Genomic DNA, 20381 nt, shown 5'->3' with positions numbered 1-20381 from the left:
GCGCGCCCTCCGCCCACCGCTCGGCCGCGGGCCGGACCCGTGACGACTGTCTCGCATGCCAAGACTGGCGCGAGGCGGGGCGCTTCGTAGATCGTTGGGTGGTCAGGGCGCGCCCGTGCGGCGCCGAGCAGCGGAATGGGAGTCGACGGCGATGACCGAGACCGAGACCTACGAGACGATCCTGGTCGAGCGCAAGGGCCGGGTGGGGCTGATCACGCTCAACCGTCCGAAGGCGCTCAACGCGCTGAACACGCAGCTGATGAACGAGGTCGTCGAGGCCGCGACGCGGTTCGACCGGGACCCGGAGATCGGCTGTCTGGTGATCACCGGGTCGGAGAAGGCCTTCGCGGCGGGCGCCGACATCAAGGAGATGCAGGGCAACCAGTTCCCGGACGTCTACCTGGACGACTGGCTGGGCCCATGGGACCGGCTCGGCCAGCTGCGCAAGCCGGTCGTCGCGGCGGTGGCGGGCTTCGCGCTCGGCGGCGGCTGCGAGCTGGCCATGCTGTGCGACATCCTGCTGGCCGCCGACACCGCGAAGTTCGGGCAGCCGGAGATCAAGCTCGGCGTCATCCCCGGCATCGGCGGCTCGCAGCGGCTGACCCGGGCGGTCGGCAAGGCGAAGGCGATGGAGCTGTGCCTGACCGGGCGGATGATGGGCGCCGAGGAGGCCGAGCGCGCCGGCCTGGTCTCCCGGATCGTCCCGGCCGACCAGCTGCTGGCCGAGGCGCTGGCCACGGCCGAGACCGTCGCGGCGATGTCCGCCCCGGCCGCGATCATGATGAAGGAGAGCGTCAACCGCGCCTTCGAGACCACGCTGGCGGAGGGCGTCCGTTTCGAGCGGCGCCTGTTCCACGCCGCGTTCGCGACCGCGGACCAGAAGGAGGGCATGAACGCCTTCGCCGAGAAGCGGCCGGCCGCGTTCATCAACCGCTGAGCACGGACCGCGCACCCGGGGTAGGGCGGCAAACGCCTGACGGGTGACAGATGACGAGTGACAGATGACGGCGAACAGATAACAGATGATGAAATCTGTCATCTGTTATCTGTTCGCCGACTCCCGTCAGCCCTCCTCCGCCAGCACCGTGTTGAGCCGGGCGAACCCGCTGCGGGTCGCGGCGACGACGATCTGGTCGCCCGGGCCGAGGCGGCGGGTGCGGTCGGCGTAGTTCCACTGCAGGTGCGGACTGCGGGCGACCCGGGCGGCGATCACCCGGACGCCGCCCGGGTCCTCCAGGTCGTGCCGGTTCATGCCGATCAGCCCGCTGCCGTCCTCCACCGTCAGCTCCGCGATCAGCAGCACGTGCCGGAACACCGAGAGGGTGCCCAGCACCTCACGCCCCATCAGGGCGGCGGCGAACGCGGGCGCCGCCAGGTAGGAGACGGACCGGGACGCCGCGTTGTCCAGCGTCGCGTAGAAGTGCCCGGCGAAGTCGTCGTCGAACAGCCGCACCACCACCCGTACTTCGGGATTGCCGTGGCGCGCCTCCAGCGCCGCCTCCAGGTTGGTCGCGTCGTCGCCGCTGACCGCGACCACCGCCCGGCTGTGCTTCAGCCGGGCCCGGCGCAGTTGCTCCTCGAACGGGCCATCCCCGAGGACGACCGGGATGCCGAGCGCCCGGACGGCGGCGATGCCGCGCGCCTGCGGGTCGCGCTCCATGCACACCACCGGCACGCCCAGTTCGTGGAGCTGGCTCGCGACGCGGGTGCCGACGTTGCCGAGGCCGACGACGATCACGTGCTCCCGGGTGCCGGCGCTCGGGTTGCGGGGCTGGCCGCGCCGCCCGGAGGCGAGCGCCTCGACCACGATGGCGGTGGCGACCGGCGCGAACGTGATGCCGCACAGCGTGATCACCACCTGCGCGACCCGCTGCCACAGGCCGCCCGTCCCCGTCCCGGCGGCGATGTCGGCGGGCTGGTCCGGCTGGGCCGCGCCGGCGAGGTCGAGCAGCGAGATGTAGACGGTCCAGCCGAAGTCCCGGCTCAGGTACCAGAGGACGGAGAAGGCCATCAGCACGGCGGCGAGCGCGATGAGCAGCACCAGCCGCATCCGGGCGCTGGTGAAGTAGCGGGCGGTGTCGAGCAGTCGCCAGCGCAACCGCCGTGCCCAGCTGATCGGTTCGCGCGGCTCGACCGGCAGCGCCTGGAGGGCGGCGATCCCGCCCTCGTCGTCGACGGCCGCGGACACCGCTCCGGTCGCTTCCTCCTGCGCGACCGCCCCGGCTGACTCGGCGGGCGCGGCTGCCCCGGCGGGCTCGGCAGGCTCGGCAGGCTCGGCGGCTTCGGCCGGGCGGCGCGGGGCGGGGACCTCGGCGCCGCCGGCGCGCACCGGACCGTCGTCCCCGAACTCGCTCGCGAGCCGGACGAACTCGGCCGAGCCGCCCTCCTGTTCGGGCATCAGCCGGATCCTGCTGACATCCTGGCGGTCGATGCGGTCGGCGACGATGCAGAGCCGGTCGGAGGTGATCGCCTCGTCGAAGGCGATGTGCAGGAAGCGTCCGCCGACCGCGACCGAGTTGGGCCGGCCCAGCGCCGCAGCCGCGAACGCCGGTGCCGCGGTGGCGGAGCCCGAGAGCGCGGCACCGTTCCTGAGGAGGCGTTCGATGTTCTCCCCGAGGCGCTGGTTGAACATCCGCAGGACGATCCGGATGTTCGGGTTGCGGCCCTGGGCGCTGAGCGCCGCGTGGATGTTCTCCTGGTCGTCGCCCTCGACGAGGGCGAGGCCGCGCGCGGTCCCGATGGACACCGCGCGCAGTGCCTCGTCGGTGATGCTGCTGTACTCGACCACGGCCGACACGCCGGTCAGCTGCTCGATCTGCGGCGCGTGGTCGTGGTCGCGGTCCGCGACCAGGACGACGACCGGGACCTCGTAGTGCTCGACGAGTTCCAGGACCAGCCGGTGGGCCAGCGCGTTCCCGCCGCGGACGACGAAGTGCTGGCTGATCGGCTCGACCGGAGGGGTCCCCCACCCTTCAGAAGTCATACCGACGGATGATATCCACGCCAGGTGTTCGGAAGGTGTCGTTCCGGGAACCGCGGGACCCCCGAACGGCGGTACCGCACGGGCGGTTCGCGGCCGGTGCGTCGAGGGTGGGTGTCGTCCCCCGTCCGCTTCCGACGCGTTCCGTACCCGTTCCCGGCTCGCCCCGGCCCGAGGAGGCACCACCGTGGTCCCCCCGATCATCACCCCCGACGGCACCGAGGTGCAGGGCCCGCTCGGGCTGCTCGCCAAGGCCGCCTGGCAGGTCCTGCTGCTCGCCGGTCTGGCCTCGCTCGGCCTCGGCATCGTCGTCTTCGCGTGGCCGCGCGAGACCCTGCTGGTGGTGGGCGTGCTCTTCGGCCTCTACCTGCTGGTCATCGGGATCGTCCAGCTGGTCGCGGCGTTCGGCACCCACGCCACCACCGCGCTGCGGGTGCTGGCGTTCATCAGCGGCGCGATCTGCGTGCTGCTGGGCCTGCTCTGTTTCCGCAGCGCGGCGCAGTCGCTGCTGCTGCTCGCGCTCTGGATCGGCATCGGGTGGCTGTTCCGGGGCATCACCCAGCTCGCGGCCGCGTTCTCGGACCCGTACATGCCCGCGCGCAGCTGGCAGGGTTTCGCGGGCGTGGCGAACACGCTGGCCGGTGTGCTGCTGATGGTGTGGCCGGTCGGTTCGATCGCCGCGCTGACGGTCCTGGCGGGCTGCTGGCTGCTGATCCTCGGCCTGATCGAGATCGTGACGGCGCTCCAGATGCGCGGCCGGGCGAAGCGGATCCCGTCCGGCGTGTAGCCCGAGCCCGCTCGGGTGTGTAGCCGAGCGGGCTCGGGCGTGCGGCTGTCCCGTGCGGGCCGGGCGCGCGTCACGGCCTGGGCGCGTAACCGATCCGGAAGGTCGCCGCCTCCAGGCGGCCGGCGCCGATCCGGACGTCCGTCAGCCGCTCGGCGAGGGCGAAGGCGGACTCGGTGTTGAGCTCGGTGTTCTTGTCGTCGAGGCGGAAGCCGCAGGCCGTGAGCAGGTCCGGAATGCCGGAGGCGTCGGCGTCGGCGTCGGTGCCGTGCCGCTGGTCGGGGAAGAGCGGTTCGAAGTGGAGTCGGCAGGTGGGGCCCTCCCACCAGTTGAAGGCGTCGACCGCGTTGACGTTGCGGAAGTGGGAGACGGCTCGGGTGCCGTCGGCGAGGCGGGGCAGGATGTCCCAGAGGCTGCCGAGGTAGCCGTAGGGCTCGACGGCGAGGGCCCAGCCGTCGAGTTCGGTGACGGCGACGAAGAGGCGGTCGGCGTACTCGTCGTCGTCATCGTCGGACGGGCCCTCGGCCGCCTCGTCGTCGTCCTCGTCCTCGGCCTCGTCGTCCTCGTCGTCGTCGAACAGGTCCTCGTCGTCCGTCCCGTCCTCACCGTCGTCGAAGGTCTCCCACGCGGCGACGACCGCTTCCAGGCCGGTGACCTCGCCGCCCGGGGCGGCGTCGAAGCGGCGCAGCAGTTCGTCGGCGCCGATGCCCTGGACGTACGTGAGGCAGTAGGCCTCGCCGAGCACGGGGTGGCGCTCGGCGAACCAGGTGAAGTCGGTGGCGTGTGCGGTCATGGGGCGATGCTGCCAGACGGCTGTGACAGCGTCAGAGCCAGGTGGGCCGGTCGGTTCCCCAGCGGCCGGGCGGGCGGGACCAGTTGGTGGGCGCACCGTCGTAGGCCACGGGCGGGAGGGCGTGGCGCAGGCGTCCGTAGGCGGAGTCGGTCTCGGCGAGGTACGGCGCCGGGTCGTAGGGGGTGGCGTCCGACGGACCGTCGGGGCCGGTGCGGGCTTCGGAGCGCGGGATGTCGTGGAGGAGCCAGGACGCGGTGCCGGCGAGGGAGAAGCGGAGGTGGCGTCCGCCGGGCCGGCCGGTGCGCTGCTCGGTGAGGGCGTGCAGGACGGCGGCGGCGATGAGGTAGCCGGTGCCGTGGTCGAGTGCCTGGGCGGGGAGCACCCCGGGGTGGCCGTCGAGGTGGCCCTCGGGGGCGGCTTCGTGGGCGGCGATGCCTACGCCGGCCTGGACGAGGCTGTCGAAGCCGCGGCGGCCGGCCCAGGGCCCGGTCCAGCCCCAGGCGCACAGCTGGGCGACGATCAGGCCGGGGTGGCGGTCGAGGAGGGCGTCGGGGGCGAGGCCGTGGGCGTCCAGGGCACCGGGGCGGTAGCCGGAGATGACGGCGTCGGCGGTGGCGAGGAGTTCCTCGAAGGTGGCGCGGTCGGCCGGGTCGGCGAGGTCGAGGAGGACGGAGCGCTTGCCGAAGCCGGTGTCGGCGTGGGCGTCGTCGGCCTCGGGGAGGTGGGGGGAGTCGATGCGCAGCACGTCGGCACCGAGGAGGGCGAGGGTGCGGGTCGCGACTGGGCCGGCGATGACGCGGGTGAGGTCGAGGACGCGGATGCCGGCGGCGGGCAGAGGGGCGGGGCCGAGCGGGCGGGGTGCGGCGGGCGCCGGGCCGTTCGGGGTCACGATGCGGGTCTCGATCAGGGGGTGAACGGTGTCGCCCACCGGTACGACGGCCACCGCGAGCGCCCCCGCCTCGTACGCGCGCTCCTGGACGAGTTCGGCGGGCTGTTCGCTCAGCACCGCCGCGAGCTGTTCGGGTCCGGCGTCGCCGGGCAGGCCGAGGGCGGTGAGCAGCCGCGTGCGGTGGTGCGGGTAGTTGGCGTGGGTGCGGATCCAGCCGTCGGCGGTGCGCCAGAAGCCGGAGTGCGGGGCGAAGCTGACGGGTGCGCGGCCGTCGACGGTCAGGTGGCGTTCGCTGACGAAGGCGGTGGCGACGGCGCCCTGGTCGATCCGCACGGCGGGGACGGGGCCGCCGGCGCGGAGGGCCGCGAGTTCGGCGGCGGCGAGGGAGCAGGCGGCGACGGTGGCCCGGGCGAGGCGGCGCACGGGCAGGCCGGAGGGCAGGACGGTGTCGGGGCCGTGGAAGGCGACCCGGTCCAGCAGGTCGGCGGAGCCGCCGAGGGCCGCCCAGGCGTGCGCGGTGGGGCCGTCGGCGTCGGCGGGTGCCTGGGCCGGCGGGTTCTGCCCGAGGGGCGCCGGCCCGGCGGGCGTCGGCCCGTGGGTCGTCTGGACGGCGGGGATCTGCTCGGCCGGGGGCGTCGGACGCTCTGTCATGTGCCGCATTGTGCTCCGCTTCCCGGACGTCCGCCGTGACGGCCGCCACCCCGCCTCGCCGACGTGCCCGCCGGAGCCTGCCGATCGACGGATTGAACGCGCACAGCCAACGGGTAGGGTGCGGACCGGGCGCCGGTGCGGCGCACAAACGCGTCCGGGGGGCCTGAATGCACGCGATCCGCCGTCTCGACCTTGGCTACTTCGTCCGGCCCGCCGCCGAGGCGGGCGAGCCGCAGCCGCGCGTCGAGCCGGTGCTCGCCTACCTGGTGCGGCGTCCCGAGGGACTGCTGCTCTTCGACACCGGCATCGGCGGCGGCGATCCGGAGACCGAGGCCCACTACCGCCCGGTCCGACGCCCGCTGCCGGAGGCGCTCGCGACGGCCGGTGTCGCGCTCGGCGACCTCGACCTGGTGGTCAACTGCCACCTCCACTTCGACCACTGCGGCGGCAACCCGCTGCTGGCCGGCACGCCGGTGCTCGTCCAGGCGGAGGAGCTCGCGGCGGCCCGCGAGGGCGACTACACGATCGACGCGCTGGTCGACTTCCCGGGCGCGGACTACCGCGTGCTGGACGGCGAGGCGGAGGTCTGGCCGGGAGTGCGGGTCGTGCCGACACCCGGGCACACGGCGGGGCACCAGTCGCTCGTCGTCGAACGCCGGGACGGCGCGATCGTCCTGGCGGGCCAGGCGTACGACTTCGCGTCCGGCTACGGGTCGGCGGTGCTCGCCCGGCGCGCGGCGCTCGACGGCGTGGCGCAGCCGCTGCCCGACCACCCGCGGTGGCTGGACCGGCTGGCGTCGTTCGGGCCGCGCCGGGTGCTGTTCGCGCACGACAACGCGGTGTGGGAACCGTCGGCCGGGTAGGCGTTCGCGGGCTTCACGTGACGGCCGGGCGCACAGGGCTCGGAACGTGCAGAGCTCGGAAGGTGCAGGCCTCGGAAGGTGCGGAGCTCAGAAGGTGAAGCGCAGCGACCGCACGCGGTTGTCGAAGTTGGACGGGACGAGGTCGGGCCCGCCGACCGACCGGAGTCCGGGCAGGCGGGTGAACAGTTCGCGGAACAGCACCTTCATCTCCTGCCGGGCCAGGTGCGCCCCGAGGCAGTAGTGCGGACCGCCGCCGCCGAAGCCCAGGTGGGGGTTGGGGGTGCGCATGATGTCGAAGGCGTCCGGGTCGGCGAAGACCGTCTCGTCGCGGTTGGCCGAGCCGAAGAAGAGGACGGCCTTCTCGCCGGCCCGCAGGAGTGGCCCGCCGGGGCCGCCGAGCTCGTGGTCGACGGCCAGGGTGCGGCGGAACTGGATGATCGGGGTGGCGTGCCGGACCATCTCGTCGACCGCGCCGCCGAGCCGCCCGTCCAGGTCGTCGAGGAGCAGGGCGCGCTGGTCGGGGTGGGCGGTGAGCAGGTGGAGACCGTGGGCGAGCGCGTTGCGGGTGGTCTCGACGCCGGCGACGAGCAGCAGGGAGAAGAAGGCGCCGAGCTCGCGGCCGGTGAGCCGGCGTCCGTCGACGTCGGCGGTGACGAGGGCGGTGATCAGGTCGTCGGCGGGTGCGCTGCGGCGCCGGCGCCCGATCGCCGCGACCATGAGCTGCATCCGGGCGAGCGCCGCCAGCCCGCGGCCGGGCACCCGCAGGCGGCTGCGCAGCGGCCGGGCGACGCCGGTGTGTTCGGAGGCGTGGTTGACCTGGTCGAGGATGGCGCGGCGGGGCCGCTCGGGGATGCCCATCAGATTGCAGATCACCTGGAAGGGGAGTTCGGCGGCGACGGCGGTGACGAAGTCCTCGGGGCGGTCGCGTTCGACGACGTCGACGAGGCGGGTGGCGACGCGGCGGATGTCGTCCTCGGCTCCGGAGAGGAGGCGGGGGGTGAAGGCGCGGGAGATGACGCGGCGCAGCTGGGCGTGGCGGGGGTCGTCCAGGTTGACCATCGAGTCGCCGAACAGGGCCCGGACCCAGCGGGGCGGTTCGGGGGTGGTGACGCCGGGGGCGCTGCGGAAGACGGCGGGGGTGCGGCTGGCCTCGACGACGTCGGCGTGGCGGACCAGGGCGTGGTAGCCGCGGCCGCCGGCGCGGTCGCCGACGTAGAGGGGGGTGGGGCGGCGGCGCAGTTCGGCGAAGGCGGCGGCGCGGGCGGGGGCTGGGAGCTGCCAGAAGCCCGGATCGGCCAGGTCCGGGGCACTGCCGGATGCGGGGCTTGAGCCGGAGCGGGAGGTAGCGCCGGGGCGGGCTCCGGCCGAGGCCGGCCGGCCGGTCGTGGTGTCCATGGCCGTGCCTCCTGGTGGTCCGCTGTGCCGACACTGGTGCCGGGCTCCGGCGCCGGCGTGTGCGCATCGTACGGGGTTGTGCACATTTAGTGACCAGGGGGTGGGAGATGTCAAATCACCTCGATGGTCGTGCGAGCGGCTGTTCGTATCGTCGGCTCGTCGGCCGGTTGGGCCGGGCGGTTCTCGGCCGGGCACGTCCGGTGAGGAGACGGCCTTCGGCGACGCGGCCGGGCATGGTCTCACGCGGCGGAACCGGCCAATACCGGAGGGTGCGGTACGGGCGCGGGCCGGCGGGTGCGACGATGAGTGCCATCGTGATGACCGACCGGATCCGCTCGCTGCGCGCCGTGGTCTTCGCCACGCTGTGCGTGGCGCTGGCCGCCGCGGCGCACGTCGCCATGGGCGGGGCCGGGGTGTCGCCGTCGGTCCTGGCCGGCGCGTCCGGCGCGGTCCTCGGCGTGACCTGGCTGCTCGCCGGGAAGCGGCGCGGGCTCGGGGTGATCAGCGCCTGGATGGTCGCGGCGCAGACCGCGCTGCACCTGCTGTTCGAGCGCGCCGGAGCGCTCGCACCGACGGGCGGCGGACTCGGGCGGCTGACCGGCACGGACTGGGCCGCCCTGCTGCTCTGCAACCCCGGCCGGGTACCGGGCGGACCGTCTCCCGCGGACCTGGCCAGGATGGCCGGACTCGACCCGGACGCACCACCGGCCTCCGGGCTGCACGCCGTGGCCGGACTGCGGCACGGCGCGGGTTCCGCCGCGGGCTCGGGAGCCGGTCTCGGCGACGGCACGGGCATGGACGTGACCGGCATGGCCGGGATGGATGGAATGAGCGGCATGCCGGGGATGCCGGGCATGCCAGGGGTGCCGGGCATGACGGGGACGTCCCCGGCGCACAGCATGGCCGACGCCTCCGGGCAGGCCGCGGCCACCCACGGGATGGCGCACGGCATGGCCCACGGAATGTCCGTGGGGATGGTCGCCGCCCACGTGCTGGCCGCGCTGGCCTGCGCCCTGCTGCTCTGGCGCGGTGACGCCGCGCTGGTGCGGATCTTCGAGCTGCTCGGCGCGCTCGGCGCCGTCGTCGCGGGCGCGCTGCTCGTTCCGCTGCTGACCCTCTTCGCGCGGCCCTTCGGCTTCCGCCCGCCGGCCCCGCCCCGGCGCGCCGCCCGGCGGACGCGGCAGCCGCGACAGGTGCTGCTCACGCACGCCGTCGTGCGGCGCGGGCCGCCCGCGCTCGCCCTCGCCTGCTGACGCGCCCGTCTCCCCGCGTTCCACTCGCTCCACCCGGTCGGCCACTGCCACCGGGGGCACTCCGACGGGCAGGTCGCCCTGCCGTCCGGCCGAGCGCGCTGCGCCGCCGTGCCGCCAGGGCCCGGGCCCGCGCCTGCCGCCGCTCCCCCTGGGTGCGGCGTGCGGCGCGGACGGCCCATGGACACCTGCGGTGCCACTCAAAGCGGTGCCGCTCCCAGCCCTTCTCTCAGGACCCTTCATGCCTGACTACGACGGCGCACCGGCTCCGGCCGGCGCCCTCGTCCTAACGCTGCGGGCCGCCCGGCCCGTCCTCCTCCAGCCGGGCCAGCAGGCTCGCGGACCAGTCGGCGGACGGGCCGTCGGCCGCGCTCGCCGCCACCCGGCCGCGCAGCCGTTCGGCCTGCTCCAGCCAGTCCCGGCAGCCCGCGCAGCGGGCGACGTGACCGTCCAGACGGCCGTCCGGGAGCCCGGCCGCCTCGCCGTCGAGGCGGGCGGACAGGGCGGTGCGGAACTGCGCGCATCTCATATGGTCATCGTCCCTCACGGCTTCGACGGGCGGCGCGGCCGGGTCCGCCGGACTCACCGGACCGACGGGCGGCTCCACGGACGGCGCGACGGAGGCCGCCGTGGATGACGACCAGCTCACCGCGCTCGCCCTGACCGCCCGGGCCGGACGGGCACCGGACGTCGAGGCCTTCATCCGCGCCACCCAGCGGGACGTGTGGCGCTTCGTCGCCCACCTGACCGACGTGCAGTCCGCCGACGACCTCGCCCAGGAGACGTTCCTGCGGGCGCTGCGCAGCCTGCCCGGGTTCGCGGGGCGATCGTCGGCCCGCACGTGGCTGCTGTCGATCGCCCGGCGCACCGTGATCGACCGGTACCGGACGGCCGCCGCCCGGCCGCGCCTGGCCGCGCTGCCGGACTGGCAGGAGGCGGCGGAGCGGCAGGGCTCCGGGCCGGCGGCCGGGTTCGAGGACGGGATCGCGCTCGGCGACCTGCTCGACCGGGTGCCCGCGCAGCGGCGCGAGGCGTTCGTGCTCACGCAGGTGGTCGGCCTGAGCTACGCCGAGGCCGCCGCAGTGGCGGGCTGCCCGGTCGGCACCGTCCGGTCCCGGGTGGCCCGGGCCCGGGAGGAGCTGATAGCCCGCCTCCGGGCGGCCGATGGCGGGGAGCTCGCGGCGGCGTGCTGAGCACCATGGCCGGGGGGCGAACGGCAGCGGGCCGTGAGCGGCGTGCGGCGTGCAGCGAGCAGCCGATGAGGACCGGCGACTGACAGCCGACAGCTGACAGCTGACAAGTTTCAGATGACAGATAACAGATTTCGAAATCTGTTATCTGTCATCTGTCAGTTGCCCGCCGCCGTCCCCCGCCCGCCCCCCTCGTGCGGGTTTCGGAAAAATTCCTCCAAGTGTTCGGGAACCCCGCCCCCTCCACCCCCGACTGCTGTACCGGACGCTGCCACCGCGGTGGCAGCGTCCGGTACGCAGCGGGGGAACGGAGGACTCCATGGCCGCGCAACACGGCCTGCCCGAAGCCAAGTTGAGGCACAGCACAGGAAACCCGGACGGTCCGGCGGACCGGTGGAGCCTCGTCGTCGCCGCCGGGCTGCTCTCGTTCGTCGCGATGCTCGACATGAACGTGGTGAACCTCGCGCTCACCGACATATCCGCCGGCCTGCACGTCTCCCCCGGAGTCGCCCAGTGGGCCGCGCTCGGCTACCAACTGCCGCTCGTCGCCCTGCTGTTGCCCGCCGGACGATGGCTGGACCAGGTGGGCACGCGCTCGGCCCTCCTGCCGGCGGTCGGCTGCTTCGCCGCGTGCAGCGCGCTCGTCTCCCTCGCCCCGTGGGCGAGTTGGCTGATCGCGGCGCGCTTCGCCCAGGGCGCCTTCGGCGCGGTGCTGTTCGTCCTGATGCCGGTGCTCGCCGCCACCGCCGTCCGGCCCGAGCTGCGCGGGCGGGCGATGAGCGTGCCCGCCACGCTCGGTCCGCTCGGGGCCGTCACCGGTCCGGTGATCGGCGGTCTGCTGCTCGACCACGTGGGCTGGCGGGCCGTGTTCCTGGTCAAACTCCCGGTCTGCCTCGCCGCCGCGCTGATCGTGTTCCGCCACGCCCCGCGCACCGGCAGGCTCTCGCCGCCCGACCGCAGTTCGCTCGGCGACGCCGCCCTGATCGGCTCCGCCGTCGCCTCCGTCCTGCTCGCGCTCACCCTCGCGCCGAAGGCCCCGCTGTGGCTCCTGCTCGCGCTGCCCGCCGCGCCGCTCGTCGCCGTCTGGCTGCGCCGCCCCGGCGGCCGACCGGTGGCCGAGACGCTGCGGGCCGCCGGCACCACCGGCGTCAACGCCTCCGTCCTCGCCCTCGCCGCGGGCTTCGCCGCCTGCCACTACCTGCTCGCCCAGCACCTGCGCGGCCAGGAGGGCGAGAGCGCCACCCGCACCGCACTCACCATGCTGGCCTTCCCGCTCGGCATGGTGGTGGCCGGCCGCTTCGGCGGACGGCTCGCGGACCGCTGGGGCGCCCGGCCGACCGCGCTGAGCGGCGCCGCCGTCACCACCCTCGGTCTGCTCCTGCTGCTCCCCCTGAACGGCGGCTGGACCAACGCCGACATCGCGTGGCGCCTCGCCCTCGCCGGCGCGGGCATGGGCCTCAACGGCGGCCCCACCCAGGCCCTGGTCATGACCGCCTCGCCGCCCGGCCGGCTCGCCACCGCGGGCTCCGCCGTCCAGCTCGCCCGCAGCCTCGGCTTCGCCCTCGGGCCCGCCCTCGCCACCGCGGCCACCCTGGCCGGCGACCGCGCGACCACCGGCACCCGCGCCGGGATCGCCCTGGCCGTCCTGGCCGCCGCGAGCGCCGTCGCCCTCCTCGCCCTGCACCACCACCGCGCCCACCGCGCAACGGCGTGACACGGCCGCCCTGGCCGACCGCCACCCCCTTGGAACACCGTACGACCGGAGGTTCACCGCACATGACCGACATAGACACCGACTTCGATCCTGCCGCCGTCCGCCCGCCGAACCCGGCAGAACCGGCAAACCCGGCAAACCTTTCGGACCCTGCGGACCCCGCGGACCCGGCGGCTCGCTGCCCGTTCGGCTACGGCCTCCCGTCCGACGGCGGTGGCGACAACGGTGGCGACAACGGTGGCGACGACGACCGCGACGGCACCCGACTCCCCTCCCCCGTACCGCTCTACGGGACGGAGTACAAGCGCGACCCGTACCCGCTGTACCGGCGGATGCGCGAGGCGGGCCCCGTCCACCGGGTGGAGTTCCCGAGCGGCATCCACGCCTGGCTGGTCACCGGCTACAAGGCCGCGCACGCGGCCCTCAACGACGGCAGGCTGGGCAAGAACCACGCCCTGGGCAACGAGAACTGGCGCCGGCTCGCCTCGATCATGCCCGAGCCGCAGCACTCGCAGCTCCAGGTGCACCTGCTCCACCAGGACCCGCCCAAGCACACGACGATGCGCCGGCTCGTCGTCGACGCCTTCGCGCCCCGCCGGGTCGAGGCCCTGCGGCCGCGCCTCCAGGAGCTCGCCGACGCCCTGGTCGACGAGCTGCCCGCCACCGGCGGCGCCGATCTGGTCGCCGGGTTCGCCGCGCACTACCCGTTCCGCGCGCTCGCCGAAACCATCGGCCTGCCGCCCGAGTTGGCCGTGCGCTTCGACCGCGACTGGGGCAAAGTGGTGCAGCCGGTCGGCCCGCTCGACCCCGGCCGGCCCGCGTACGAGGCGCGGCTGCGCGGCCTGCAGACGTACATCGCGGACGTGGTCGAGCACAAGCGCGCCCACCACGACCCCGCCCGGGCCGAGGACGACCTGCTCGGCCGGCTCGTCGCGGCCCGTGACGCCGGCGAGCTGAGCCCGGAGGAGCTCGACTCGATCGTGTTCCAGCTACTGGTCGCCGGGCAGGAACCGGTCACCAACCAGATCACCACCATGCTGATCACCCTGCTGCGCCACCCCGGGCACCTCGTCCGGCTCGCCGAGGGCATCGCCGCCGACCCCGGCCTGCTCCCCCGCGCGGTGGAGGAACTGCTGCGCCACGACGCCGCGTTCGAGCTCACCACCTGGCGGTTCTTCGCCGAGGACAGCGACCTGTTCGGCACCGCGGTGCCGGCCGGCGACTCGGTCATCGTCTCGCTCTGCGCCGCCAACCGGGACGGCGAGCGGTTCCCGGACGCCGACCGGCTCGACTTCGACCGCACCCCGAACGCCCATCTCGCCTTCGGACACGGCATCCACTACTGCCCCGGCGCCGCCCTCGCCCGTGCCGAACTCCAGGTGGCCCTCGGCACGTTGCTCACCCGGCTCCCCGGGCTGCGTCCCGCCGGTCCGGCCGAGGGCGGTGACGGCCTGGACGCCCTGACCTGGATCCCCGCCGTCCTGGCCCGCGGTGTGAACGAGCTGCCGGTCGCCTACGACCGGCGCGTCTGACCGGCGGCGACCACCACCCCCTGGCCCGCGACCGCACCGCCGGCCAGGACACGGCCACGCCTGCTTGCAGCCTGTAGCCCGTAGCCCGTAGCCCGCACCCATTGCCCTTACGACAACGTCCCGCTGGAGGACCACCATGCCGCCCGTCGGCACCATCACCGCCCGCGAGCCATCCACCCACACATACGAAGCCGCCGAGCACCTCGCCGCCCGCGTCCTCGGCCTGCTCCTGCCGCACCGCCGCGCCTCCGACCCCGAACTCGCCGCAGGGCCGCACCACTTCCCGCTCCAGCTGGCGCAGCTCGCGGACTTCATCGCCGCCGGCGAGCCGATCGTGTTCACCCTGCCCGGTTTCCCCTGCAAGTCGCCGAACCCGGCGAAGGTGCTCGGCCACCTGCCCGACGAGGGCGAGCGGCTGTCGCTCACCTTCCTCGACGCGCTGTGCGAGCGGATCGGCGCGCTCCACGCGCCCGGTGCGCGAATCCTGATCTGCTCGGACGGCCACATCTTCGGCGACCTCATCCACGTCCCCGACGACCACATCGACGACTACTCCGACGCACTGGCCGCGATGATCGAGCGCGAGGGCCTGCGACACCTGGCCACCTTCGACCTGCGGGCCGTCCTCGGCGACCTGCCGTTCGACGAGAAGCGCGCCCGTGTGCACGCTCGATACGCGCCGAGCGTCGAGGAGTTGCGCGAGCAGGTGCTGACGGACGAGGAGACCCTGCGGCTCTACCGGGGCATCACCCGGTTCCTCACCGAGGACACCGTCGGCTTCACCGGCACCAAGTCGGCCCTCCAGCGCGAGTGCCGCCGCCGCGCGTACGGGGTGATCCAGCGCAGCCGCGCCTGGGGGGACCTGATCGCCGAGCACCACCCGGACGCGTTCCGGCTGTCCATCCACCCGCAGCGGGCCGGGGCGCCGAAGTTCGGCATCCGCCTGCTGGAGGCGGCGGACGCGTGGACGACGCCCTGGCACTCCTCGGTGCTCCACCGGGCCGACGGCCGCTGGGAGTTGCTGCGCAGCGCGGACGCCGCGGAGCTCGGGCGGCTCGTCGAGAGCGACGGCCGCCCGAGCCACTACGAGACGGTCTGAGCCCGCGCCGCGTCGGCGTCCACCGGAGCACCGGCCGAGGACGCGGGCGTGCGGTGGTCGAAGGCGATCAGCGGGTCGCCGGTGAGCGGGTGTTCGACCACCGCCGCCCGCACGCCGAACACCTCGGCGAGCAGGTCGGAGGTGAGCACGTCGCGCGGTACTCCGGAGGCCACGAGGGCGCCGCGGTGCAGGACGTGCAGGCGGTCGCAGACCGAGGCGGCGGCGTTGAGGTCGTGCAGCGCGACCAGGGTGGTGCGACGCTGTTCCCGTAGCAGGGCGAGGAGTTCGACCTGGTGGCGGACGTCCAGGTGGTTGGTCGGCTCGTCCAGCACGAGGACGTCCGGCTGCTGGGCGAGCGCCCGGGCGAGCAGCACCCGCTGGCGTTCGCCGCCGGACAGCTGGGCGAACCGGCGGTCGGCGGCCTCCGTCATGCCGACGCGCACGAGGGCGTCGGCGACGACGCGGTGGTCCTCGGCGTCGTCGGCGGCGAATGCGCGCTTGTAGGGGGTGCGGCCCATGGCGACGACCTCGCGGACGGTCAGTTCGAAGTCGCCGCCGCGTTCCTGCGGGAGGGCCGCGATGTGCCGGGCGGACTCCGCCGGGGAGATGCCCTCCAGCTCCCGTCCGGCCAGGAGGATCCGCCCCGCGCTCGGCCGCAGGTGCCGGTAGACCGTGCGCAGCAGGCTGGACTTGCCGCTGCCGTTGGGTCCGACCAGTCCGGCGATCTCGCCCTCCTCGGCGACGAGGTGGACGCCGGCCACGACGGTGCGTCCGGCGAGGGCGACGCTCAGGTCTTCGACGGCGATCCTCAATTGCGCTCCAGTCGTCGGTCCAGCAGGTAGAGCAGGGTGGGGGCGCCGAGGACGGCGGTGACGACGCCGATGGGCAGTTCCTGGTTGTCCAGGGCGGTGCGGGCGAGGGTGTCGACGACGACGAGCAGCAGGGCGCCGGTGAGGGCGGACAGCGGCAGCAGGCGCCGGTGGTCGCCGCCGACGAGCAGCCGGCACACGTGCGGCACCATGAGCCCGACGAAGCCGATCGCGCCGGAGACGGCGACCAGCACGCCGGTGAGGACACTGGTGACGACGAAGATCTCGCGGCGCAGCCGGGTGACGTCGACGCCGAGTCCGGCGGCGGTCTCGTCGCCCATGAGCATCGCGTTGAGTGCGCGGGCGCGGGCCTGGAGCAGGGCGAGACCGAGGGCCACGGCGGCTGCGGGGATGGCGAGTTGGGACCAGACGGCGCCGCCGAGGCTGCCCATGAGCCAGAACAGGACGCCTCTGGTCTGCTGTTCGTCGCTGGTCTGGAGGACGAGGTAGCTGGTGATGCCGCCGAGGAACTGGGCGATGCCGATGCCGGCGAGGACCAGGCGCAGCGGGGAGAAGCCGCCGCCGCGCCGGGCGAGGAGCCAGACGAGGGAGAACGCGGCGAGGGCGCCGGCGAAGGCGGCGAGGGAGACGGTGAGGCCGAGGGCGCTGCCGAAGGAGAGCTGGAGCCCGAGGGCGGTGCCGAGGACGAGGGTGGCGACGGCGCCGAGGGATGCGCCGGAGGAGATGCCGAGGAGGTAGGGGTCGGCGAGGGGGTTGCGGACGAGGGCCTGGACGGCGGTGCCGACGAGGCCGAGTCCGGCGCCGACGACGGCGGCCAGCAGGGCGCGGGGGACGCGCAGTTGCCAGACGATGAGGTCGCGGGTGCCGGGTTCGGGGGCGCGTCCGGTGAGCCGGCGGGCGATGACGGCCCAGACTTCGCCGGGCGGGACGTCGACGGCGCCGAGGGAGACGGCGGCGGTGAGGGCGAGGAGGAGGGCGGCGCCGAGGGCGGCGGCCAGCGGCCCGGCCCGCAGGGAGCGGGCCGGGCGGCCGCCGGCGGCAGCAGCGGCAGCAGCGGCAGCGACGGAGGTCGCGCCGGGATCCTCGCCGGTGACGGACGGAGGCACGGTCTACTGCCCGTTCTTGACGAGGTCCGGGTGGACGGTGGCGGCGATCTGCCGGACGGCGTCGGCGTTGCGCACGCCCGCGATGGTGGTCACCTCGGAGCCGAGCCGCACGAAGTGTCCTTCCTGGACGGCCTTCAGGCCCTGGGTGGCGGGGAAGCCCTTGAGGAACGCCTCGGCGTCGTCGTAGGCCTTGCGGGTGGCCTCCTCGCTGCCGCGGTTGCGGACGGCCAGCTGGATCCAGTCCGGGTTCTTGGCGACCACGTCCTCCCAGGAGCCGGGCTTGAAGTCGGCGTCGCAGTCGCCGAAGACGTTGCGGGCGCCGGCGAGGGTGATCACGGCGTTGGCGACCTGGCGGCCGCAGACGGCGGTGGGCTGCTTGGTGCCGGCGTCGAAGTCGAAGACGAAGTAGCTCGGCCGCTTGTCGTCCGGCACTCCGGCGAGGGCGGTCCGCACGTCGCCCACGCGCTTCTCCATGCCGGCGACGAGTTCCTCGGCGCGGGCGGCGGTGCCGGTGACGGCGCCGAGCCTGCGGATGTCGTTCTCGACCTGGGCGAGGTCGGTGCGCGGCGCCTTGGCGGCCTTCGGGGTGCCGGCGCAGGCGGTGGAGAGGAGGTAGACGTGCTGGATGCCGGCCGCGGCGAACTCCTCCGGGCTCGGCCCGGTGGTGCCGCCGCCCATCATCGGCATGGCGCCGAAGGTGTCGACGTAGAGGTCCGCGCCGGAGCCGAGGAGCTTCTCCTTGGAGATGACGCGGTCGCCGAGGACGGGCACCTTGGTGCCCTGCTCGGCGAGGTCCGCCGGGAGGCTGCCCTTGCCGGGCGGGAAGCCGGTGCCGATCAGGCGGTCCCCGGCCCCGAGTTGGAGCAGCATCTCCAGGCTGGAAGCGTTACTGGTGACGATCTTCGAGGGGGCCTTGGCGATGGTGGTCTCCTGGCCCGCGCAGTCGGCGACCTTGACCGGGAAGGATCCGGCGGGCGCGGCCTTGGCCGTCGCCTGCGCGTCCGAGCCGCCGCCCCCTCCTCCGGTGCTTCCGCAGGCCGTGGCCGTGGCGAACAGGGCGACGACGGCCGCGACGGCGCGGGCGGTGCGAGGGCGCATGGGAACTCTCCTGGTGGGTGCTCGTGCTGGGGGTCCGTCCTGCGGACCCGGACCAGGTAGTCGGCCGGCTCGCGCGGCGGGTTCCCGCGGATCTCGGGGAGTTCCGCGCCGGGCCGTCTCCGCACGGCCCCTCCGGCGCGACCCCGTCCGCTCACGCGCGGGCTCAGGCGCGGGCGTAGGCGCGGGGCGTAGGCGCGGGGCGTAGGCGCGGGGCGTAGGCTGGCCCGATGGCCGAACCCACCGTCCTGCGGGACGATCTCGACCTGCCCGTCCGGCTCGGTCCGGGCCCGGTGCGGCGGGTGGTCTCGCTGGTGCCGTCGCTGACCGAGTCGCTCGCCGTCACCGCCCCCGGCCTGCTGGCCGGCGCCACCGACTGGTGCACCCACCCGGCCGGACTGGACGTGCCGCGGATCGGCGGCACCAAGAACCCGGACGTCCGGCGGATCCTCGCCCTGGCCCCTGACCTCGTCCTCGCCAACGACGAGGAGAACCGTCGGCCGGACCTCGACGCGCTGCGGGCGGCCGGCGTGCCGGTCTGGGTGACCGACATCCGCACCGTCGACGACGCGTTCCGCTCCCTGGAACGGCTGCTGACCCTCGCGTGCGGCCTCCCGCGGCCGGGGTGGCTGGACGAGGCGCAGGCGGCGTGGCGCGGGGTGGACGGTCGGCGCAGCGGGCAAAAGATCGACGGACGGCGGAGCGGGCAGAAGACCGACGGTCCGCGGGCGATCGTGCCGATCTGGCGGCGCCCGTGGATGGTCCTCGGCCGCGACACCTTCGCCGGGGACGTGCTGCGGCGCCTCGGAGTGCGGCTCGTCCACGCCGGCCACGCCGAGCGCTACCCGGCCATCCCGCTGCCCGAACTGCTCGCCTGCGCACCCGACTTGGTCGTCCTGCCGGACGAGCCGTACCGGTTCACCGCCGGGGACGGCCCGGAGGCGTTCCCCGGCGTGCCGGCGGCGCTGGTCAGCGGACGTCACCTCACCTGGTACGGGCCCTCGCTCGCCGAGGCCCCGGCGGTGCTCGGCACGGCGCTCGACCACCCGTTCGTACAGGGTGGGAACACGCCCCCGTAGGATGACCGCCACTCGCCGGGACCACCGGCGATCAAGTGGGGGAACCACACATGGCAGTGAGCACATCCCGGCGTGCGCTGGTGATGGTGTCGGCCGCGGCCGTCTCGACCGCCGTCCTGGCCGGGTGCGGGAGCAAGTCCGCGACGACCGACACCCGTGCGGCGCCGGGCACGACGGCTCTGGCCGCGAGCGCCTCGCCCGCCGACACGGCTGGCGCGAGCGCGTCCGCGAGCCCTGCCGCGAGTGCGACGCCGTCGCCTGGCGCGAGCGCCACCGGCAGCCCGAGCGCGAGCGCGTCGGCGGGCAAGTCGGCCAAGGCGAGCCCGAGCCCGGGCCCGACGGCGAGCGGTGCCAAGCCCGGCGCGGCCAAGCCGTCCACCGGCAGTGCCGAGAAGGCCCCCGCCCCGGCCGCCGCCCCCGTCGCCGCGGCCCCGGCGCCGACCGCCAAGCCCGGCCCCGTCGCTCCCCCGCCGCCGCCCGCGCCCGAGGGCCCGCACGCCCCGCCGCTGCAGAGCAGTTGCAAGCCGAGCAAGCCGCAGCCGGACGAGGCCAAGGACGCCGTCGGCGCGGCGCTCACCGCCGCGGCCGGCCAGGCCCGCACGCTCACCCTCAGCAGCGGAGGCACCGACAAGCTCCCGCCGCTGCCGGTCAACCTGGTCAAGGCCATCGCCTGGCAGGAGAGCGGCTGGCAGTCCGGCATCCTCGCCTGCGACGGCGGGATCGGCACCATGCAGGTCATGCCGAACACCGTGAGCTGGATGAACACCAAGTTCGGCACCGTCTCCGACGCCAAGACCCTCGCCGGCAACGTCCAGCTCGGCACCCAGCTGCTCGACTGGCTGGTCGCCTACTTCGGCGACTCCGGGTTCGGCGGCACGTACGACCTCTCCCCCGACCCCGCCACCGGGAAGACCCCGCTGCTCGACCTCGTCATCTCCGCCTACAACGCGGGCGCGGGCAACGTCCACTACAACACCGCCACCGACCCGGCCACCGGCGCGACCGTCGGCAGCCTCGTCATCCCGAACCCGGGCTACGTCGCCAACGTCAAGGCGCTCATGGCGAGTCAGCCCTGGAACAAGGCCGGCTGAGACCGGAGAACGCCCGAGGGGCCCGGAACGCCGACGTGCG

The 20381-nt window shown here is 74.7% G+C and carries 18 protein-coding genes; 10 read left to right on the top strand and 8 right to left on the bottom strand.

The window, feature by feature from the left end:
- Nucleotides 1-151: 151 nt before the first annotated feature.
- Nucleotides 152-937 carry an enoyl-CoA hydratase gene (locus ACFVSN_RS09935; protein WP_329930762.1) on the top strand — a complete coding sequence of 262 codons (786 nt, stop codon included), beginning with the start codon at nucleotides 152-154 and terminating at the stop codon, nucleotides 935-937.
- A gap of 126 nt (nucleotides 938-1063) precedes the next feature.
- Here the strand turns inward: ACFVSN_RS09935 and ACFVSN_RS09930 are convergent, their stop codons facing one another.
- Complete coding sequence (locus ACFVSN_RS09930; protein ID WP_387954395.1) at nucleotides 1064-2983, bottom strand: NAD-binding protein; 1920 nt, start codon at nucleotides 2981-2983, stop codon at nucleotides 1064-1066.
- A 184-nt stretch (nucleotides 2984-3167) separates the two neighbouring features.
- On the opposite strand from ACFVSN_RS09930, the gene ACFVSN_RS09925 reads away from it, so the two are divergent.
- Nucleotides 3168-3767 carry an HdeD family acid-resistance protein gene (locus tag ACFVSN_RS09925; RefSeq protein WP_380490029.1) on the top strand — a complete coding sequence of 200 codons (600 nt, stop codon included), beginning with the start codon at nucleotides 3168-3170 and terminating at the stop codon, nucleotides 3765-3767.
- Between the two features lie 70 nt (nucleotides 3768-3837).
- Here ACFVSN_RS09925 and ACFVSN_RS09920 read toward each other — a convergent pair whose 3' ends face one another.
- Nucleotides 3838-4557, bottom strand: coding sequence for a DUF6461 domain-containing protein (locus tag ACFVSN_RS09920; RefSeq protein ID WP_387954394.1), 720 nt, complete (start codon nucleotides 4555-4557; stop codon nucleotides 3838-3840).
- Between the two features lie 31 nt (nucleotides 4558-4588).
- A complete protein-coding gene (locus ACFVSN_RS09915; protein ID WP_387954392.1) occupies nucleotides 4589-6097 on the bottom strand; it encodes a CoA transferase in 1509 nt (502 codons plus the stop codon).
- 167 nt (nucleotides 6098-6264) lie between these two features.
- Here ACFVSN_RS09915 and ACFVSN_RS09910 point away from each other — a divergent pair, with 167 nt between their 5' ends.
- On the top strand, nucleotides 6265-6960 hold the full coding sequence (locus tag ACFVSN_RS09910; RefSeq protein ID WP_380499983.1) for an N-acyl homoserine lactonase family protein: 696 nt from the start codon (nucleotides 6265-6267) through the stop codon (nucleotides 6958-6960).
- An 87-nt stretch (nucleotides 6961-7047) separates the two neighbouring features.
- On the opposite strand, the gene ACFVSN_RS09905 is transcribed toward ACFVSN_RS09910, so the two are convergent.
- Entirely contained in the window at nucleotides 7048-8355 is a 1308-nt protein-coding gene (locus ACFVSN_RS09905) for a cytochrome P450 (protein WP_387954390.1), read from the bottom strand.
- A 302-nt stretch (nucleotides 8356-8657) separates the two neighbouring features.
- Here ACFVSN_RS09905 and ACFVSN_RS09900 point away from each other — a divergent pair, with 302 nt between their 5' ends.
- Entirely contained in the window at nucleotides 8658-9608 is a 951-nt protein-coding gene (locus ACFVSN_RS09900) for a hypothetical protein (protein ID WP_387954388.1), read from the top strand.
- A 283-nt stretch (nucleotides 9609-9891) separates the two neighbouring features.
- On the opposite strand, the gene ACFVSN_RS09895 is transcribed toward ACFVSN_RS09900, so the two are convergent.
- A complete protein-coding gene (locus tag ACFVSN_RS09895; RefSeq protein WP_387954386.1) occupies nucleotides 9892-10134 on the bottom strand; it encodes a zf-HC2 domain-containing protein in 243 nt (80 codons plus the stop codon).
- 100 nt (nucleotides 10135-10234) lie between these two features.
- Between ACFVSN_RS09895 and ACFVSN_RS09890 the strand changes: the two genes are divergently transcribed.
- The 4 genes from ACFVSN_RS09890 (at nucleotide 10235) to ACFVSN_RS09875 (ending at nucleotide 15140) form a co-directional block, all read left to right on the top strand.
- Nucleotides 10235-10798, top strand: a complete 564-nt coding sequence (locus ACFVSN_RS09890; protein WP_380490044.1) for a sigma-70 family RNA polymerase sigma factor — start codon at nucleotides 10235-10237, stop codon at nucleotides 10796-10798.
- A gap of 316 nt (nucleotides 10799-11114) precedes the next feature.
- Nucleotides 11115-12509, top strand: a complete 1395-nt coding sequence (locus tag ACFVSN_RS09885) for an MFS transporter (RefSeq protein WP_387954385.1) — start codon at nucleotides 11115-11117, stop codon at nucleotides 12507-12509.
- A gap of 62 nt (nucleotides 12510-12571) precedes the next feature.
- The gene (locus ACFVSN_RS09880; RefSeq protein WP_387954383.1) at nucleotides 12572-14041 is read left to right on the top strand and encodes a cytochrome P450; all 1470 of its coding nucleotides are present in this window, start codon (nucleotides 12572-12574) and stop codon (nucleotides 14039-14041) included.
- Nucleotides 14042-14177: 136 nt separating this feature from the next.
- Nucleotides 14178-15140 (top strand): L-tyrosine/L-tryptophan isonitrile synthase family protein, encoded by a 963-nt coding sequence (locus ACFVSN_RS09875; protein ID WP_387954381.1) that lies wholly within the window; start codon nucleotides 14178-14180, stop codon nucleotides 15138-15140.
- On the opposite strand, the gene ACFVSN_RS09870 is transcribed toward ACFVSN_RS09875, so the two are convergent.
- From ACFVSN_RS09870 to ACFVSN_RS09860, 3 genes are all read right to left on the bottom strand, one after another.
- Nucleotides 15125-15952 (bottom strand): ABC transporter ATP-binding protein, encoded by an 828-nt coding sequence (locus ACFVSN_RS09870; RefSeq protein WP_387954380.1) that lies wholly within the window; start codon nucleotides 15950-15952, stop codon nucleotides 15125-15127. The two genes, ACFVSN_RS09875 and ACFVSN_RS09870, sit on opposite strands and share 16 nt — an antisense overlap.
- The gene (locus ACFVSN_RS09865) at nucleotides 15949-16983 is read right to left on the bottom strand and encodes a FecCD family ABC transporter permease (RefSeq protein ID WP_387954689.1); all 1035 of its coding nucleotides are present in this window, start codon (nucleotides 16981-16983) and stop codon (nucleotides 15949-15951) included. Before ACFVSN_RS09865 ends, ACFVSN_RS09870 begins: the two co-directional genes overlap by 4 nt.
- A gap of 96 nt (nucleotides 16984-17079) precedes the next feature.
- Entirely contained in the window at nucleotides 17080-18174 is a 1095-nt protein-coding gene (locus ACFVSN_RS09860; RefSeq protein ID WP_387954378.1) for an ABC transporter substrate-binding protein, read from the bottom strand.
- A gap of 227 nt (nucleotides 18175-18401) precedes the next feature.
- On the opposite strand from ACFVSN_RS09860, the gene ACFVSN_RS09855 reads away from it, so the two are divergent.
- Nucleotides 18402-19250 carry a helical backbone metal receptor gene (locus ACFVSN_RS09855; RefSeq protein ID WP_380436191.1) on the top strand — a complete coding sequence of 283 codons (849 nt, stop codon included), beginning with the start codon at nucleotides 18402-18404 and terminating at the stop codon, nucleotides 19248-19250.
- 50 nt (nucleotides 19251-19300) lie between these two features.
- Nucleotides 19301-20341 (top strand): transglycosylase SLT domain-containing protein, encoded by a 1041-nt coding sequence (locus ACFVSN_RS09850; RefSeq protein ID WP_387954377.1) that lies wholly within the window; start codon nucleotides 19301-19303, stop codon nucleotides 20339-20341.
- The last annotated feature ends 40 nt before the right edge of the window (nucleotides 20342-20381 follow it).

The organism is Kitasatospora sp. NPDC057904, assembly GCF_042887925.1.
In the GTDB taxonomy this organism is placed as follows: Bacteria; Actinomycetota; Actinomycetes; order Streptomycetales; family Streptomycetaceae; genus Kitasatospora.
Note: the sequence above shows the minus strand (reverse complement) of the source record. Positions and strands in the feature narration are given on the sequence as shown.

Excerpts from the sequence above, each read along its gene's own strand:
- ACFVSN_RS09935 (WP_329930762.1), top strand. The coding sequence starts at position 152 with ATGACCGAGACCGAGACCTACGAGACGATCCTGGTCGAGCGCAAGGGC.
- ACFVSN_RS09930 (WP_387954395.1), bottom strand. The coding sequence starts at position 2,983 with ATGACTTCTGAAGGGTGGGGGACCCCTCCGGTCGAGCCGATCAGCCAG.
- ACFVSN_RS09920 (WP_387954394.1), bottom strand. The coding sequence starts at position 4,557 with ATGACCGCACACGCCACCGACTTCACCTGGTTCGCCGAGCGCCACCCC.
- ACFVSN_RS09915 (WP_387954392.1), bottom strand. The coding sequence starts at position 6,097 with ATGACAGAGCGTCCGACGCCCCCGGCCGAGCAGATCCCCGCCGTCCAG.
- ACFVSN_RS09910 (WP_380499983.1), top strand. The coding sequence starts at position 6,265 with ATGCACGCGATCCGCCGTCTCGACCTTGGCTACTTCGTCCGGCCCGCC.
- ACFVSN_RS09905 (WP_387954390.1), bottom strand. The coding sequence starts at position 8,355 with ATGGACACCACGACCGGCCGGCCGGCCTCGGCCGGAGCCCGCCCCGGC.
- ACFVSN_RS09900 (WP_387954388.1), top strand. The coding sequence starts at position 8,658 with ATGAGTGCCATCGTGATGACCGACCGGATCCGCTCGCTGCGCGCCGTG.
- ACFVSN_RS09895 (WP_387954386.1), bottom strand. The coding sequence starts at position 10,134 with ATGAGATGCGCGCAGTTCCGCACCGCCCTGTCCGCCCGCCTCGACGGC.
- ACFVSN_RS09885 (WP_387954385.1), top strand. The coding sequence starts at position 11,115 with ATGGCCGCGCAACACGGCCTGCCCGAAGCCAAGTTGAGGCACAGCACA.
- ACFVSN_RS09880 (WP_387954383.1), top strand. The coding sequence starts at position 12,572 with ATGACCGACATAGACACCGACTTCGATCCTGCCGCCGTCCGCCCGCCG.
- ACFVSN_RS09875 (WP_387954381.1), top strand. The coding sequence starts at position 14,178 with ATGCCGCCCGTCGGCACCATCACCGCCCGCGAGCCATCCACCCACACA.
- ACFVSN_RS09860 (WP_387954378.1), bottom strand. The coding sequence starts at position 18,174 with ATGCGCCCTCGCACCGCCCGCGCCGTCGCGGCCGTCGTCGCCCTGTTC.
- ACFVSN_RS09855 (WP_380436191.1), top strand. The coding sequence starts at position 18,402 with ATGGCCGAACCCACCGTCCTGCGGGACGATCTCGACCTGCCCGTCCGG.
- ACFVSN_RS09850 (WP_387954377.1), top strand. The coding sequence starts at position 19,301 with ATGGCAGTGAGCACATCCCGGCGTGCGCTGGTGATGGTGTCGGCCGCG.